The sequence below is a fragment of the Sphingomonas sp. GC_Shp_5 genome (assembly GCF_026540855.1).
Classification (GTDB): Bacteria; Pseudomonadota; Alphaproteobacteria; order Sphingomonadales; family Sphingomonadaceae; genus Sphingomonas.
This window is the reverse complement of the sequence record NZ_JALNUP010000022.1, coordinates 13,272-28,033: the sequence shown is the minus strand read 5'-3', so window position 1 is coordinate 28,033 and position 14,762 is coordinate 13,272. Positions and strand designations below refer to the sequence as shown.

General features: G+C 67.6%; 10 protein-coding genes. 1 reads left to right on the top strand and 9 read right to left on the bottom strand.

The genetic code is table 11. From position 1 onward, the window contains the following. Window positions 1-47: 47 nt before the first annotated feature. Genes OXR60_RS15690 through OXR60_RS15675 form a run of 4 tightly spaced genes read right to left on the bottom strand, consistent with a single transcriptional unit; the run spans window position 48 to window position 2,410 of the window. Window positions 48-539 carry a DUF1178 family protein gene (locus OXR60_RS15690; RefSeq protein WP_267396879.1) on the bottom strand — a complete coding sequence of 164 codons (492 nt, stop codon included), beginning with the start codon at window positions 537-539 and terminating at the stop codon, window positions 48-50. Beyond that, a complete protein-coding gene (locus OXR60_RS15685) occupies window positions 536-1,363 on the bottom strand; it encodes a carbon-nitrogen hydrolase family protein (RefSeq protein WP_267396878.1) in 828 nt (275 codons plus the stop codon). Before OXR60_RS15685 ends, OXR60_RS15690 begins: the two co-directional genes overlap by 4 nt. Next, window positions 1,360-1,617, bottom strand: a complete 258-nt coding sequence (gene grxC / locus OXR60_RS15680) for a glutaredoxin 3 (protein WP_267396877.1) — start codon at window positions 1,615-1,617, stop codon at window positions 1,360-1,362. The genes OXR60_RS15685 and grxC overlap by 4 nt, the downstream gene beginning before the upstream one ends. Before the next feature lie 49 nt (window positions 1,618-1,666). Beyond that, window positions 1,667-2,410 (bottom strand): ComF family protein, encoded by a 744-nt coding sequence (locus OXR60_RS15675; protein WP_267396876.1) that lies wholly within the window; start codon window positions 2,408-2,410, stop codon window positions 1,667-1,669. A gap of 42 nt (window positions 2,411-2,452) precedes the next feature. Between OXR60_RS15675 and OXR60_RS15670 the strand changes: the two genes are divergently transcribed. Continuing rightward, window positions 2,453-3,298: a methyltransferase domain-containing protein gene (locus OXR60_RS15670; RefSeq protein WP_267396875.1), complete on the top strand. Its 846-nt coding sequence runs from the start codon at window positions 2,453-2,455 to the stop codon at window positions 3,296-3,298. Between the two features lie 40 nt (window positions 3,299-3,338). On the opposite strand, the gene OXR60_RS15665 is transcribed toward OXR60_RS15670, so the two are convergent. The 5 genes from OXR60_RS15665 to OXR60_RS15645 form a co-directional block, all read right to left on the bottom strand. Then, window positions 3,339-3,725 carry a response regulator gene (locus OXR60_RS15665; protein WP_267396874.1) on the bottom strand — a complete coding sequence of 129 codons (387 nt, stop codon included), beginning with the start codon at window positions 3,723-3,725 and terminating at the stop codon, window positions 3,339-3,341. A gap of 58 nt (window positions 3,726-3,783) precedes the next feature. After that, window positions 3,784-6,105, bottom strand: coding sequence for an ATP-binding protein (locus tag OXR60_RS15660; protein WP_267396873.1), 2,322 nt, complete (start codon window positions 6,103-6,105; stop codon window positions 3,784-3,786). A gap of 155 nt (window positions 6,106-6,260) precedes the next feature. Continuing rightward, a complete protein-coding gene (locus OXR60_RS15655) occupies window positions 6,261-7,589 on the bottom strand; it encodes an EAL domain-containing protein (RefSeq protein WP_267396872.1) in 1,329 nt (442 codons plus the stop codon). A gap of 754 nt (window positions 7,590-8,343) precedes the next feature. Further along, window positions 8,344-12,600, bottom strand: a complete 4,257-nt coding sequence (locus OXR60_RS15650) for a translocation/assembly module TamB domain-containing protein (RefSeq protein WP_267396871.1) — start codon at window positions 12,598-12,600, stop codon at window positions 8,344-8,346. Next, complete coding sequence (locus OXR60_RS15645; protein ID WP_267396870.1) at window positions 12,600-14,762, bottom strand: BamA/TamA family outer membrane protein; 2,163 nt, start codon at window positions 14,760-14,762, stop codon at window positions 12,600-12,602. Before OXR60_RS15645 ends, OXR60_RS15650 begins: the two co-directional genes overlap by 1 nt.

Here is a 14,762-nt window from a genome sequence, read left to right as displayed (position 1 = left end):
ATCCGCCCGGCACCGATCGGTCCAGCCTGCGCGCGGCGGCCCATGGTTCAGTTGGAGGTTTCCGGCGGCACCACGGGCAATGGCAGGGCCGCGATCGGCACACCTTCGTCGGCCAGCGCCCGCGCCTCGGCAAGGCTGGCCTGGCCGTGGATCGGGCTGGTCGCCACCTCGCCGAGCTGCATCGCCCGCGCCTGCGTCGCGAAGCTGCCACCCACCCATTGCGATCCCTCGAGCGCCTTGGCCTGCGCCGCGGCGAGCATCGTCAGCGCTTGCTTGATCATCGCCGGATCGGGGGCCACGGGCGGCGCGGACGCGCGCACGCGTGCGGCGCCACCGTCGGCGCCCTGCGGCGGCGTGACGACCTGCCGGTTGCCCTTTACCGGAATGTTGGGCGCCATCACCGCCTTGGTGACCCGGGTGTCGGCGCACAGCGGGCACGCGACCTGCCCGGCGGCAGCCTGCGCCTCATAAGCAGCGCTTGAGCCGAACCAGGCCTCGAACACATGGCCGCCGCCGCAGCGCAGATCGAACACGATCACGATCCGCCGCCCTCGACCGGCGCGATCGGGCGTCGATGCGCGATCACCGGGATCCGCGCCCGCACCGTCGCCGCCATCGTCGGATCGATGTCGACGAAGCCTAGGCCCGCCGCTTCCGCCATGTCGAGCAGCACCGTTCCCCAGGGATCGACGACCAGCGAGTGGCCATAAGTGGCCCGGCCATCCTCATGAACTCCCGCCTGGGCAGCGGCGATCACGAAACAGCCATTCTCGATCGCGCGGGCCCGCAGCAGGCAATGCCAATGCGCCTCGCCGGTCGGCCGGGTGAAGGCGGCGGGCACCGCCAGCAGCTCGGCCCCGGCCGCACTCAGCGCCTGGTAGAGCGCCGGGAAGCGCAGATCGTAGCAGATCGACAGGCCGAGGCTGCCGAGCGGCGTCGCCGCCATCACCGCCGCCTCGCCCCCGGCATAGCTCGCCGACTCGCGCCAGCTCTCGCCGCTCGCCAGATCGACGTCGAACAGGTGGATCTTGTCGTAGCGGGCGCGGATCGCGCCATCGGGATCAATCACGAAGCCGCGATTGGCGTAGCGCCCGTCGTCGCGGCGGATCGCCAGCGAGCCGAGATGCACCCAGATGCCCGCGCGCGCCGCCGCGGCCCGCACCGCAGCAAGCACCGGGTCCGCGTCCTCGCCGACGATCGATGCCGCCGCCCGGACGCGATCACGATCGATCAGCCCGGACATTTCCGGCGTGAACAGCATCGCCGCCCCGCCCGCGGCCGTGGCCTCGATCGCCTTGGTCAGATCAGCCGCATTGCCGGCGGGATCGATCCCGCTGGTCATCTGCAGAAGCGCAAGCTTCATGCCGCCAGCAGCGGGTCCAACCCTCCACGGGCATCGAGTGCGGCGAGATCGTCCGACCCGCCGATGTGCCGGCCATCGATGAACACCTGCGGCACGGTGGTGCGGCCGTTGGCGCGCTGGATCATCGCCGCGCGCTGCGGGCCGCCCATCGAGATGTCGGTCTCCTCCGGGGTCACGCCCTTGGCGGCGAGCAACCGCATCGCGCGGGTGCAATAAGGACAAAATGCCTTGGTGTAGATTTCGACTTTGGCCATGGCCTAGAGGTGTGGATTGGGCGCGCGCTTGTCAATCCGCGTCCACCGCTCAGTCGATCGTCGCCTCGTCAAGCACGCGCGCCCAGCAGAGGACCGTCACTGCGGCGGCCCCTGCCGCGAGCAAGGTGGCGGTGCATGCCGCCGCCGTCGCGCCGCTGGTATAGACGTCGTCGACGAGACCGATCGTCCGTCCTTTGATCCTGCCGCGATCGGCGATCCGGAACGCCCCCGTCACCGCGGAGGCACGCGCGCGCCGGTCGAGCCCCTGCAGCACCGGGGTCCGCCTCGCCCGCGCGAGCACGGTGAGATCCACCGCGCATCCGCATCGCCGCCCAAGCGCGGTCGCGATCAGCCCCGCCTGATTGTAGCCGCGCGCCCACAGCCGCCAGCGGTGCAGCGGCACCGGCACCAACAGGTCGAGCTCGGCGGGCACCAGTCGCGCCATCTGCCGCGCCATGGTTTCGGCGACACCGGTGCGCCCGCCATATTTGAGCTTCAGCGCGAGTTGCCGGGCGACATCGCCATAGGCGACGGCGGCGCGCACGCCGCCGTGGCGCGGCGGCATCGCCAGGCAATGGCCGCACAGCACCCCCTCACCGCGATCGAACGCGAATGGCCGGTTGCAGCCGGCGCACCATGGCGGCGCGATAAAGCGCAGGCTGCTCCAGCAGGACGCGCAGAAACGATGATCCTCCGCCACCGGCACGCCGCAGCCGCCACAGCGCGGCGGCAGCGCCAGCGCGACCGCGCCGCCCAGCACGCCTGCCAGCCCTCCCCTGCCCGCGCCGCTCATGCCTTCTTGTCGCGCGCGGCGGGAGCGGGCACAAGCCGGGCCGTGAACGCCCCCGACATCTTCGATCGCGCCGCGCGGCGCCGCCGGCGCGACCGCGCCGCGGCCGGCGACTATCCCCGCCACGCCTTTCTGCGCGCGGTGATGCTCGATGGCATCGTTGAACGGCTTGAGGCGGTGAAGCGCTCCTTCGCCAACGTGCTCGATCTCGGCAGCTTCGAGGCCGAGCTGATGCTGCCGGGCGCACGCATCGCCCGGGCCGATCCCGGCTTCGCCTTTGCCGCGCGCAGCGGCGGTGTCCAGGTCGAGGAAGATCATCTGCCGTTCGCCGATGGCGCGTTCGATCTGGTGATCAGCGCCGGCGTGCTCGATCAGGTCAACGATCTGCCGGGCGCCTTGTCGCTGATCCGCCGCAGCCTGCGGCCCGACGGGCTGTTCCTCGGTGCCTTCGTCGGTGCCGGCAGCCTCGGCGCGCTTCGCACCGCGCTGCGCAACGCCGAGCAGGAACGCCCGGCGGCGCGACTCCACCCGCAGATCGATGTTCGCGCGGCGGGTGACCTGCTGATGCGCGCCGGGTTCGCGCTGCCGGTTGCCGATGTCGAGACGGTCAACGTCAGCTATCGCAGCATCGGCGGCCTGCTGGACGATCTGCGCGGCATGGCGGCGACCAATTTGCTCACCACCCGATCAGCCCTGACGCGCGCCGCGCTCGCCCGCGCCGCCGCGGCCTTCGCCGACGCCGCCGATGCCGACGGCCGCACCCATGAGACCTTCGAGATCGTGTTCCTCACCGGTTGGTCGCCCGACGACAGCCAGCCCAAGCCCGCGCGCCGCGGCAGCGGCAGCACGTCGCTCGCCGCCGCATTAGCCCAAGCGCCACGCCCGGACTGATTGCCAGCACGGCGCCCCTCAACGGGTGCCGATCACGGTGCTAGTTGATCATCCCATCGGCATCGCGCGCGAGGATCCGGCCCATCGCTTCGAACAGCGCATCCATCGCCACCGGCTTGAACAGGACCTCGTCGGCGCCGGCCTGAAGGCAGCGCTCGCGCAGGTCCAGCGCGGTGTCGGCGGTGATCACGATGATCGGCACGCTGCCCTTGGCATCGCCGCGCGCGCGTATGTGCTTGATCGCGGTGATGCCATCCATGCCGGGCATCCGCAGGTCGACCAGCAGCATATCGAAATGCTGTTCGTCGAGAGTCTGCAACCCTTCTTCCGCGCTTTCGGCTTCAGCCATCGTGGCGCCCGCAACATCGAGCATGTCCTTGACAACGCGCCGGTTCATCCGGTCGTCCTCAATGAAGAGCACGTTCATGCGCGTAATCGGCTTCCGCGGGAAGAGAGGGGGCAGGACATTGACCCGCGTCTACGCGTCATGCTGCCTGCGGCACAAGACCCGGCTGCTGAATAGGAGCCGAGTCGGCCGGAAAAAGTATGGAGACCAATTGCGAACCGCTGACGGGCTTGGCGACGATTTGGCTGACGCCGGCAGCAACGAGCGATCCGCGCTGTTCCGCCAGCGTTGCCTGAGGCCACAGCATCGTGATGGGCGCGCCCAACGCCACCAAGGATCGCAGCAGATCCGCCGAGTTCTGCTCGTCCATCACACCAGCGTCGACAAGTACCTGCGCAATACCGCCTGCGGCCAGCCGAGCGTTCGCGTCCACCAGCGAGCCGGCCAGCTCTACCCCGGTGGCGTGTGGCGCGGTCAAGGTCTTGAGCATGCTGCGGGTGATCGGATTGCGATCGACGATCAACAGGCAGGTATCTCCTGGCGTGCCCGGCTCGCACGGCGCCGCCGGAACGGGTGCCGGCACCAGCGGCAGCTCGACGGAAAAGGTGGAGCCCTGTCCGGGGACGCTCGAGACGCCGATATCGCCCCCCATCGCCTGCGCCAATTTGCGACAGATGGAGAGGCCGAGCCCGGTGCCGCCGTATTGGCGGGTGGTACTGGTGTCCGCCTGGCGGAATGATTCGAAGATTTCGTCGACCTTGTCGGCGGGAATGCCGATGCCTGTATCGCTGACGCTGATCCGGTAGCGATCCGCACCGACCGCGCCGATGGTCAGCGTCACCGCCCCCTCGGCGGTGAACTTCAGCGCGTTGGAGAGCAGGTTGAACACGATCTGCCGGGTGCGCGCGGCATCGCCGACGATCATCGTCGGGCAATCGGCGAGGTTGCGCGCGAAGCTCACGCCCTTGGCGCGGGCCTGATCCTCCCACAGCCGCGTCGAATCCGCGATAGTCGCGTGAAGATCGAACGGCGCCTGCTCGATCGCGAGGTTGCCCGTCTCCATCTTGGCAACATCGAGGATGTCGTCGACCAGCGCGCACATCGTCAGCCCGGCGCCATGCACCACCTTCAGCCGGTCGCGCAGGTCATGCTCCAGCGTTGCATCGGCGAGCATCACCTGGGTCATGCCGAGGATGCCGTTGAGCGGCGTGCGGATTTCGTGGCTGGTGGTAGCGAGGAACTCGGTCTTGGCCGCCAGCGCCTTGCCGAGCGCGTTGTTGGTGACCTCGAGATCCTCATTGACCGCCCTCACCTGGTTGCGGCTGCGCCGCAGGGTGACGATGCCGAAGCCGAGCATCGCGATCACGATCGCGGTGCCGAGCACGATGCCGAGGAAGATCTGCTGCTGCGTCCGCGCGCGCGCCTGTTCATAGGCAACGCTCCGCCGCGCCTCGTCGCGCTGCAGATTGGCGATCTTGAGTTCCTGATTGGCGAAATCGAACCGCGCCGCCATCAGCGCCGCGTTGGTCGACCGGGCGAGCTTGGTGGCTTCGTCGTCGAGCTTCTTGAGAATCTCGAGGTGTTGAAGCGCGAGATCGTCGTGACCGGTCGCTTGATAGATCCGGTAGGCGGTGCGGTGAGCCTCGCGATCAAGCAGCGTCGGCCTGGAGGTATCGTGGTCGGCGAAACGTCGGTTGATCAGTTGCACGGCAGTCGACAGATCGTGACGCTGAAATGCGGCTTGCGCTGCCAAAGCGTACAACTTCCGCCGAAATCCCGCGGCTTCACCGCGCGTGGAGAGCTGCATGCACTCCGCGATGGCGCGCTCGCCGCCCGACACGTCATTGGCAGCCAAGCGGGTTTCGGCGATGTTGCTCAACACGAGGATCTGCAGCAGCGGGCTCTTCATCTGTCTGGCGAGATCGTACGATTTGCCAAACTGGTCTTCTGCATCCTTGTAGCGATGGAGCTCCTTCAGGATATTGCCACGATTGTTGTACAGGGAGATACTCAACCGAGGATCGGCGACATAAAGCGCAAGCGCTTGATCATAATAGCGTAGCGCGGTGACGTAGTCGTTGCCGCCGCCATATAGCGATCCGATCGACTGCAATGCCTTGGACTGGCTGCGGACCTCGCCAAGCTTGAGGAAAATGGCATGGGCATTCTGGTTGTCGACCAGCGCCTCGCCGACATTCCCGTCCGTTGTCGCGATCCAAGCGGCCGACAATAGCGCGTCGCCATGAAGCACTGAGCCTGGGGCGACGCGGGCTGCAGTCTTCAACGCGCTTGCGATCAACGGCCGCGCCACTGCCATGTCGTTCAGCCGTAGATGGGCTTCGCCGCGTAGCCATTGCGCGGTCGCGCGCATCATGGTGCGCCGCTGCACATCCTTCACGTTATCGGCGAATTGCTCAACGACGACCGCCTTGGCGACGGCGGTGCGCGGATCCGCCAACATCGCCGCCTTTGCCTCCTCGACCAGTGCGTTAAAGGCTTGATCCGTCTTGACGGCATCGGTTGCTGTTTCGGCCCCAGCGCGGGTGGCGCCGGGCAAGCTCAACACCAACAACCCCGAGGCGCAGAGCCCCCACCATGATCGGCGGACTGAGATCATTATTTGGCGGCAGCGGCGAAGGTGGCGAAACTCAATCGAGGATCGTTGGCTGCAGGTCTATGCTTGCCCTCCGCCAGATAGACGATCAGCGCGTCCAACGCGACGGGCCGACTGATCAGAAAGCCCTGCACCATGTCACAGCCCATCACCGTCAGCAGCGCCAACGCAGCGTGCGTTTCCACCCCCTCGGCGACCACTTCCATTTCCAGCGCATGCGCCAGATCAATGGTCGATCGCACGATCAGCGGATCGCGGTTGGAGCTGGTCAGCTGGGTGACGAACATCTTGTCGATCTTGAGCTCGCGGGCGGGGAGCTGCTTCAGATAAGCGAGCGACGACAAGCCCGCGCCGTAATCGTCGATCGCGATGGTGATGCCGTAATCGGCGAACACCTGAAGGTTGGCGATGGCGCTGCCGGGATCGCGAATGACGGACGTCTCGGTGATTTCGAATCCGAGCTTGGCATCGCTCCCCGCAACCAGGTCGCAAGCCGCCCGGACAAACGCGGCATCTGCCAGCAGCTGCCCGGAGATGTTGATGAACAGTCGTAGATCATGGCCGTCGGCCGCGAGGATACGCTGATCAGCGATCGCCTGGCGGATCGTCCACAGCGTCATCTTGCCGATCAGATGGCACTCTTCGGCGATCATGATGAAGTCGTTGGGCAGAACGATCCCGCGCTCTGGGTGACGCCAGCGCACCAGCGCCTCGGCGCTGCCGATCTCCTGTCGCCGGACGTGGATCTTGGGCTGGTAGAGCAGCAACAACTGGTCGTTGTCGATCGCATGCTCCAACTCGCGCGCAATCTGCCGGATGTCGGCAGGAAGGTGCGCCTCCACCGCGTGGGTCACCGCGCGGTAGGCGGCGCGCGCCTCGATCAGGGCCGCCTCGGCCTCCTCCGCCATCCGCACCTCGTCGACGATGTGCAGCGGTGCGCTGGCAGCGCCAAAGGTCAGTTCGACCGTATGGAGCTCCTCATCGATCACCAGCGGCGCTGTAAAAGCCTGCTCTACCGCAGCGATGCAGCTGTCCAGTTCAGCAGCCTCGCGGCCACGCAGACAGCAGACAATCAGCGTCCGGCTCACGATCGAGATGATCGCCTCGGGCAGCAGCGTCTGTAGTCGCTCCACCACCTCGCCCACCAGCAGCTCCGCGCGCGCGCACCCGAGCAGCCGACGCAGCTCGCGGAAGTTCGCCAACTCGATCAGCAGGTGAAATTGCAGGGTACCGACGACCGACATTCCCGGACGAGGATCCACAGCGGCCACGGCCTGCCCTGTCTTGGCAACCTGCAGGCGTTCACGGCTTGGGCGCGGGGCGACAGTCATGGCCGCGACGCTACCCGCCACCCCTTGAAATACCCTTAAGATCGCAACCGATTCAGTGGGCGTTAACCGTCGAGCGACGCGCAAGACGCGGTTGAGAGATGCTTAATTTGTTGTTAAGTATGTTAACCACCTTCGGGTGGATAATAAGGGAGCATAAGCATGCTGGCATTCATCATCGCACTTATCTACGGCACCGACATCAAGCCCTGGTAAGCTGATTACCGCCGGCTCGGCGGCGCGGCAGTGGGTGAAATATCCCAGTTTGTCCGTGATTTCCGAGCCGGCAACTGACCGCGATCAGCCGCCGCAACCTTCCTCGCGAACCCCATAGCAGCCGGCCAGCACGCGCATCGATCAAGGGGCGAATCACCCGCTTAACCAGGCCAGCCCCGGCGGCGCGCATCAGGCGCCCGCCCAAATAGACCAAACTGCAGCATGATCGATCGGCATGCCGCACGGCTACCCGACCCCGCCTCATGCGCGTGCCATGCCCAGCCGCAGCTCTCACCCATCCGCGATACGCTCGCCACCCTTGTGCTGCTGCTTGCCTCAGGCCCTGCGTCACGGCGCAACGCCTTCGCTTGAGGCCTGTACCGAGACGCCGGGCTTGGAACCAAACGGCAGGCATCTACCTTGCCGCTTGTCCGCGCGCCCTAGCCCTCCCCAATCATCACAAAAGGCGCGGCCATCGATCCTCCCGTTCCAGTGTTCCCCGGATACGGCGATGGCCTCTCGCCCGGCGGCGGCGCGTTCCTCAATAATCCTTGGAATATTTGAGGCGCGCGTCCGAGCCGCCGAACGATCCGGTCGAAGTGAGCAGGCTCAGCGCCTTGGTCAGCGCGATCTGCAGCTGGGTCGCAGTCTGGCCCTTGGCGTCGGTGACGATCTCCACATAGATGTTGTCAGTCAGGTACTTGCCGGCCGCGAGGCTGGTGCCGCGCCCGGTCGCCTCGTCGGCGCCGAGGATCCGCAGCCGGTCGAACCCGGTCGCCGAGCGCAACTTGCCGAGCGGGTTGAGCCCGCCGCCGCCCGAGCCACGCAGCGAGTTGAGCGCGGAAGCCAGCTGGATCGCCTCGGTCGCCGACAGATTCTCCGGATTGGTGCCGAACAGCAGCCGGCTTAGCACCTCGTCCTGCGGCAGCGTCGGGGTGGAGGTGAAGGCGATCTGCGGGCGCTGGCCGGTACCGGTGATATCGAGCACCGCGGTGATGCCATCCGTGGTGGTGGTCGCCTCGATGTTGATGTCCGGATCGGTCAGCGCGCCACCGCGGAAGCGGATCGTGCCGCGGTTCACCTCGAAGCGCTTGCCCGCGAACGAATAGGTGCCGCGCACAAGGTCGAGCCCGCCCGAGATCACCGGCGCCGCCGAGGTGCCGCCGATCCTGAGGTCCATCTCCCATTCGGATTCGAGCCCCATGCCCGAGACGAACAGCTGGTTCTCCGCGCGCACGCGCAGGTCGAGCTTGATCGTGCTCACCGGCGCGGGCTTGGGCCGATCGGTCGGCCGCGGCGTCACGATCTGGCTCTTGCGGCGCACGCCGGTCAGCTCGGGCACTTCGGCGGCGCCCTGGCGAATGATCTCGTAGCGCGCGTTCGGGATCACCAGATCGCCCTGCACCAGCCCGCCGTCACGGCCGTTGGTGAAGTGGATGGTGCCCGAGGTGGTGGCGCTCAGCGCATCGCTCTTGGCAAGCTGCGCGTCCTTCAGCGTCGCCCGCATGTCGATCGGGAAGCCGCTGTCCGCCGCCAGCCCGACGCTGCCCTGCGCCTGGAAGGTACCCTCGCCCGCACGCGCGCTGAGGTTGGTCAGCTCGAGCCGGTCGTTGGTGAAGCGCGCGCCGATCTTCATCTGCGACAGGCGGGTGCCATAGGCCTCATTGTCATAGGTCAGGTTGTCGGCGCGGATCAGCCCGTTGAGCTGCGGGGCCGAGACCTTGCCGGCAAAGTCCGCCGCCACCGCGATCGGCCCGGAGAGCTGCTGCTCGGGCAGCGCGGCGAGGCTGAACAGCACGGCCGAGGGGCCGTTGTAACGGATCCCGCCGGACAGCGGCGCCTGCATCAGCCGCGTCGTCCACGAGCCGGCGCCGGGCGCCAGCGGCCGCAGCCCCGCGACCAGCCGGCCAATGGTGGTCGGCCCACGCTTGATCAGCGCCCGCGCCTCGCCGCCATCCGGGAGCAGCTTGCCGACGAACTGGACGTCGACCGCCTCCGAGACGGCGGCAAGCCCGGTGCGCTGGAAGCCGGCGATCGTCAGCCGCGCATCGGCCTGCGGGATCGCCGACCCCTGCTGGCGATAGTCGAGGCTGCCGGTCACCGCGCCCGACAGGCCGAGGTTGGGCATGAATGCCGAGAGCATCGACAGGTTGAGCCGGTCGAGCCGCGCCTGCGCCGCGGTGACACCGCCGCCGAACGAGCCGGCGACCCGCGCCGAGCCCGCCGTCGGCCCCTGGCCGAAATCGATCCGCGTCGGCGCCAGCGCATAGCCCTTGGCGGCGCCGGTGATCCGCGCCGGATTGACGGTGCGGAAGGCGATGCCATTGGCCTGGCCCTGCGCGGCAACCAGATAATTGTTGGGTGAGAGCTGGGCGTTCACCGCCACCCGCAGCGGCACGCCGGTAGATCCGGTGAGCAGCGCCTGCGCGCTGCCCTTGCCGTTCTGGTAGTTCACCTTGGCGCGCATCGCCTGGATGACGAGGCTGTTGTAGCGGGTGTCGGCGACCTGGATATCGGCGACCACCGACGGTGCCTTGGGGTACATCACCACATTGGCGTTCACGATCGCGCGGCCGACGGTGAAATCGGCGAGCCCCGGAATGGTCGCGTTATACGCCCGCGCGGCAACGTCGGCGCGCTGATAGCCGCCCTGGTTGCCGAGGTTGACCGCCCCGGTGATGCCGCGGCCGGCGAACTGCAGGCGGCCCGCGAACGGCCCCGCCTTGGTTGCGGCGACCCGGCCGTTGGCCACGATCCCGGCGAACACCACGCGGCGCACGTCGACCGTCAGCTGCGGGCTGGGGTTGACCAGCACGTCGGCAGTGAACGGCCCATAATTGGTGCCGCCGCTGGCGGTCACCGCATAGGCGCCGCCGCGCCCGACGACGCGCGCATTGAGGTTGACCAGGCCGACGCCCACACCGGGACGCGCGGCGTGCAGCACCACCACGGGCGCGGTCGCGCTACCGGTAACCCGCGCGGTGAGCGGGCCATATTGCGTCGAATAGGCATCGGCGCTGACCAGCACCGCGCCGTTGGCGGGATTGAACCGGCCATCGCCACGCGTGATGCGGAATTGTGGCGCGTTCATCCTAAGATTGCGGAAGGTGACGATGCCCTCGGGGCTGTAGCCGATGTCCGCGCGGACGACGGCATTGCCGCCGAGGAAATTGCGCACGCCGCTGTTGAACAGCTGGGTGGTGCGCGCGGCGACACGGCCGGTGATGCCGAAGCCGCCGTTCGGCCCCGGCACCAATTTGGCGTCGGTGTCGAGATTGATGATGCCGATGCTCTCGACGCGGTAGCCGTTCACCCGCCCTTTGAGCGCGCCGGTGTAGCGGCCGGTCTTCATGTTGGCGACGACGATCGCGGTGGCATCGATCTTGTCGGAACGGATCTTGAGATTGTCGGACAGGATGTTGGGCATCGAGATCGCGAAATCGCCGTTGATGCGCACGTTGGTCGCCAGCCCGCCGATCGCGGCGTTGAGCCCGGTCACCCGCTTGGCGCGCGCGTTCACCGGCACCAGGATGCGGTCGCTGTTCACGCGGGCGAGGCCCTCGGCATAGACATTCTCGACCGTGGTGGTGCCAAAGCCGAGCGCCGCGGCGCTGACCTTGTAATCCACCGTCGGCGTCGCGAACGCGCCGTCGAGCACCACGCGCGCGGTGACGTCGCGGCCGCGCAGGTTGGGCATGATCGAGCCGGGAGTGAGCAATTTGGCGTCGACCGCGAAATTGCCGAACTTGCTGGCGGCCAGATCGATCAGGCCGCCGGCGTCCACCGCCAGCGCATCGGACGTGAGCTTGATCCGCGTATCCGCCTTGCGGTCGTTGAGCGTCGTATCGATCGCGACCGCGAGCTGCGGCGCGGTCAGCCGCTCCACCGGCCCTTCGAGATAGAGGCCGGGCTTGGTGAAGCCGCGCACTTCGATGTGGCCGCTCTTGGCGGTGACGTCGAGGTTGGCGAGCTGGCCGCCGCCCAGGGTGGCGAGCGCCTTGCCCTGCCACGAGGCCCAGCTGCCGCGGCCGTCGACGTTGGCGGTCAGCGGCGCCTTGAGCGCGCCCATGGTCGCGACCACGCCGCCGACCGGCGCGTTGAGCTTCAGCTTGACGTCGAGCTTGTTCTGCTCGGGCACGGCATCGAGCCGCAGCGACAGCGTGTCGCCGCCAGCGATCCCGGCGCCCTTCAGCGCTGCGGCATCGGTAACGAGCTGCGCGCGCTTGTCGGCGATGTGCACCGCACCATCGATGCGGACGATGTGCGTTTCGCCGGTCACCGGCTTGCCGATCACGAAGCGGCCGATGTGCAGCTTGTTGACGTCGATATCGAGGTCGGGAAGCAGCGGCGCGTTGGGATCGCTCGGCGTCGCCTTGAGCTCAGGCCGCCGCGCCAGCGTGACGAGGTCGGTCGAGAGCGCACGGACGTCGACGTGATTCTTGGCGAAGGCGAACGGCCGCCAGTCGACCGCGAGCTTGGGGCTGGTGAGGAACACGCCGTTGGGATCGGACACGCGCACGTCGCTCAGCACCATCTGGCCGTAGAGCGAGCCGTCGATCCGCCCGACCTTGATGTTGAGCCCCGAGGCGGTGTTGTAGCCGCCGATCTGGTTGGCGACGAAGCGGTGGCCGGGATCGGTGTTGATCCCGAACACGACGATGCCGATCAGCACGACGAGGCCGAGCACCAGCCAGAGGAGCCATTTGAGGATCCGCTGCCACAAGGGGGGCTTGGTCACGATCACCGTCTCGTGCGCGGTGGTGTCGGCGAGCTGCGTCACGGCGCTGTCCTCGGCCATCAGAAGGCCTGCCCGATGGAGATGTAGAGTGCGATCTTGCCGTCGCCTTTGCGCGGGTTGAGCGGGGTTGCCACGTCGAAGCGCAGCGGGCCGAAGTTGGTGTAGAAGCGGCCACCGATGCCGGCGCCGAACTTCAGGTCGGACGCCGTCGGCAGGCTCGATTCATAGCTGTTGCCGGCATCCAGGAACGGCACCACGCCGAAATTGCCGAACCGGTAACGCGCCTCGATCGAGAATTCGTTGAGGCTGCGCCCGCCGACCGGATCTCCCTTGGGATCGAACGGCCCGAGCCGCTGATAGCCATAGCCGCGCACCGAGCCGCCGCCGCCGCCATAATAGCGTCGCGACGGCGCCAGGTCGTCGCGCGAGATTCCATCGATCGATCCGGCACGGGCCCGGCCGGCGATCACCAGGCTCGGCGACACCGGATAATAGAAGGTGCCCTCCACCATCGTGCGCACATAGGGGCTGACGCTGCCCTGCACCGACGTCTCGGGGCTGACGTTGAGCTTGAGCCGATAGCCCTTGGTCGGGTTGAGCAGATTGTCCGATGTGTCCCACATCACCTGGGTGGGCAAGGCGGCGATGCCATAGGTGCGGCGGACATCCTCGGCGCGGTCGAAATCATAGACGCTCTCGTTGGTGCCCACGAGTTCGCCGCCATAATAATAAGTGAAGCGCTTCTGCCAGATCGGCGTCGAATCGTAGCTCCACCGCGCCGACACCGTGGTGGTGAAGGCGTTGTAGGCATCGTAATTGCTGTGATCGGCCGACAGCACCGCGGTGAAGGTGCGGTCGCGCTTGCCGGCGTTGGAGCGGCGGAAGGTGCCGGACAGGCCCTGCTCCTGCGTGCCGCCGATCACCGATCCGATCAGCGCGCCCTCGTAGGGGAACAGATTGCGATGCGTCCAGCTCGCCTCGGCGCGGAAACCCTGGCCGGTCGAGTAACCGGCGCTGCCCGCGAGGCTGCGCTGCGGGCCCTTGGTCTGGTTGATCAGCAGGTCGACCTGCTCGGTGCCGTCGGGGTTGGTCTTGCCGGTCTGCTGCGGCACCACCGAGACGCCGCGGAACATCCCGGTCGCGACCAGCGCGTCGCGCAGGTCGTCGGTCTTACGCGCGTCATACAGCTCGCCCTGCTTGAAGCGCGGGAAAACGTTGAGATGCTCGAGGTTGAACACCGGATCGCCGGTGGTGACGAGCTGGCCGAAGCTGCTGCGCGGGCCGGTGTCGACGGGAAGCGTATAGGCGCCGGTCGCGGTCGGCGCCTGATCGTCGAGCAGGATGTCGCGGTCGCCAACCTTGACGAACGGATAGCCCTGCTGCGGCAGCACCAGGCTGACATTGGCCTCGGCACCCTGGATGCGCGCCGCCTCGATCGGGTCGCCCACCTTGAGCGGCAGATTGTGCGTGACGAGATCGGCCGGGATCACCGGCTGGGCATTCACCGTCACCGACGACAGCGTGTAGAGCCGGCCGGGGTTCGCGGTCACCGTTGCGCGCAACGTGCCCGGCTTGCCGTCCTCGCCCGGCACCTGCTCGACCGTCGAGATCGCGGTGCCGTCATAATAGCCGAGCGACTTCATCAGCCGCACCGCCAGCGATTCGTCTTCCTTGGCGCGCGCCGCGACCTGGGTCGCATTGGCCGCCTTGCCGCCGCCCTTCTTGAGCGCGGACAGCGATTTGAACGCCGCATCGAGCTTGAGCTTGTCGAGCCCCTTCAGCTCGGTCGCATAACGGATCTGCGGCGCATCCTTGTCCTTAATGTCGGCCGCGGTCTCGAGCGGCGCGGTATCGTAGCTGGCGAGCGCCGGCAGCGGCTGGGCGAGCTCGGGGCTTTGGACCGGCACCGGGCCGAGATCGTCGCCGGTGGTGGTGACCACCGTCGGCTGCGTCGCCGGCGCGGGTACCGGCGCCGTCCCCTGCGCGACCGGCGCGGCGGGCATCGGTTCCAGCGGCGCGTTGATGTCGCCGCTCAGCGGCGGCATCGCCGCATCGAACTCGGCCTCGGGAACGATCGGCGCATTGCCGTTGGGATCGGTCTGGCCGGTGCCGTCCGGCGACACCTGGGTGGCATCGGGCTTGGGCGCGTCAGGACCTTTCGCGGGGGCGACTCCGGGCTGGGACAGCTGTGCGACGGCGGGAGAAGCGGCGGCCAGAGCCAC

Bases quoted from the DNA above. Each gene is read 5' to 3' on its own strand.
- OXR60_RS15650 (WP_267396871.1), bottom strand. From the start codon at position 12,600: ATGGCCGAGGACAGCGCCGTGACGCAGCTCGCCGACACCACCGCGCAC.
- OXR60_RS15665 (WP_267396874.1), bottom strand. From the start codon at position 3,725: ATGAACGTGCTCTTCATTGAGGACGACCGGATGAACCGGCGCGTTGTC.
- OXR60_RS15675 (WP_267396876.1), bottom strand. From the start codon at position 2,410: ATGAGCGGCGCGGGCAGGGGAGGGCTGGCAGGCGTGCTGGGCGGCGCG.
- grxC (WP_267396877.1), bottom strand. From the start codon at position 1,617: ATGGCCAAAGTCGAAATCTACACCAAGGCATTTTGTCCTTATTGCACC.
- OXR60_RS15660 (WP_267396873.1), bottom strand. From the start codon at position 6,105: ATGTTGGCGGATCCGCGCACCGCCGTCGCCAAGGCGGTCGTCGTTGAG.
- OXR60_RS15685 (WP_267396878.1), bottom strand. From the start codon at position 1,363: ATGAAGCTTGCGCTTCTGCAGATGACCAGCGGGATCGATCCCGCCGGC.
- OXR60_RS15655 (WP_267396872.1), bottom strand. From the start codon at position 7,589: ATGACTGTCGCCCCGCGCCCAAGCCGTGAACGCCTGCAGGTTGCCAAG.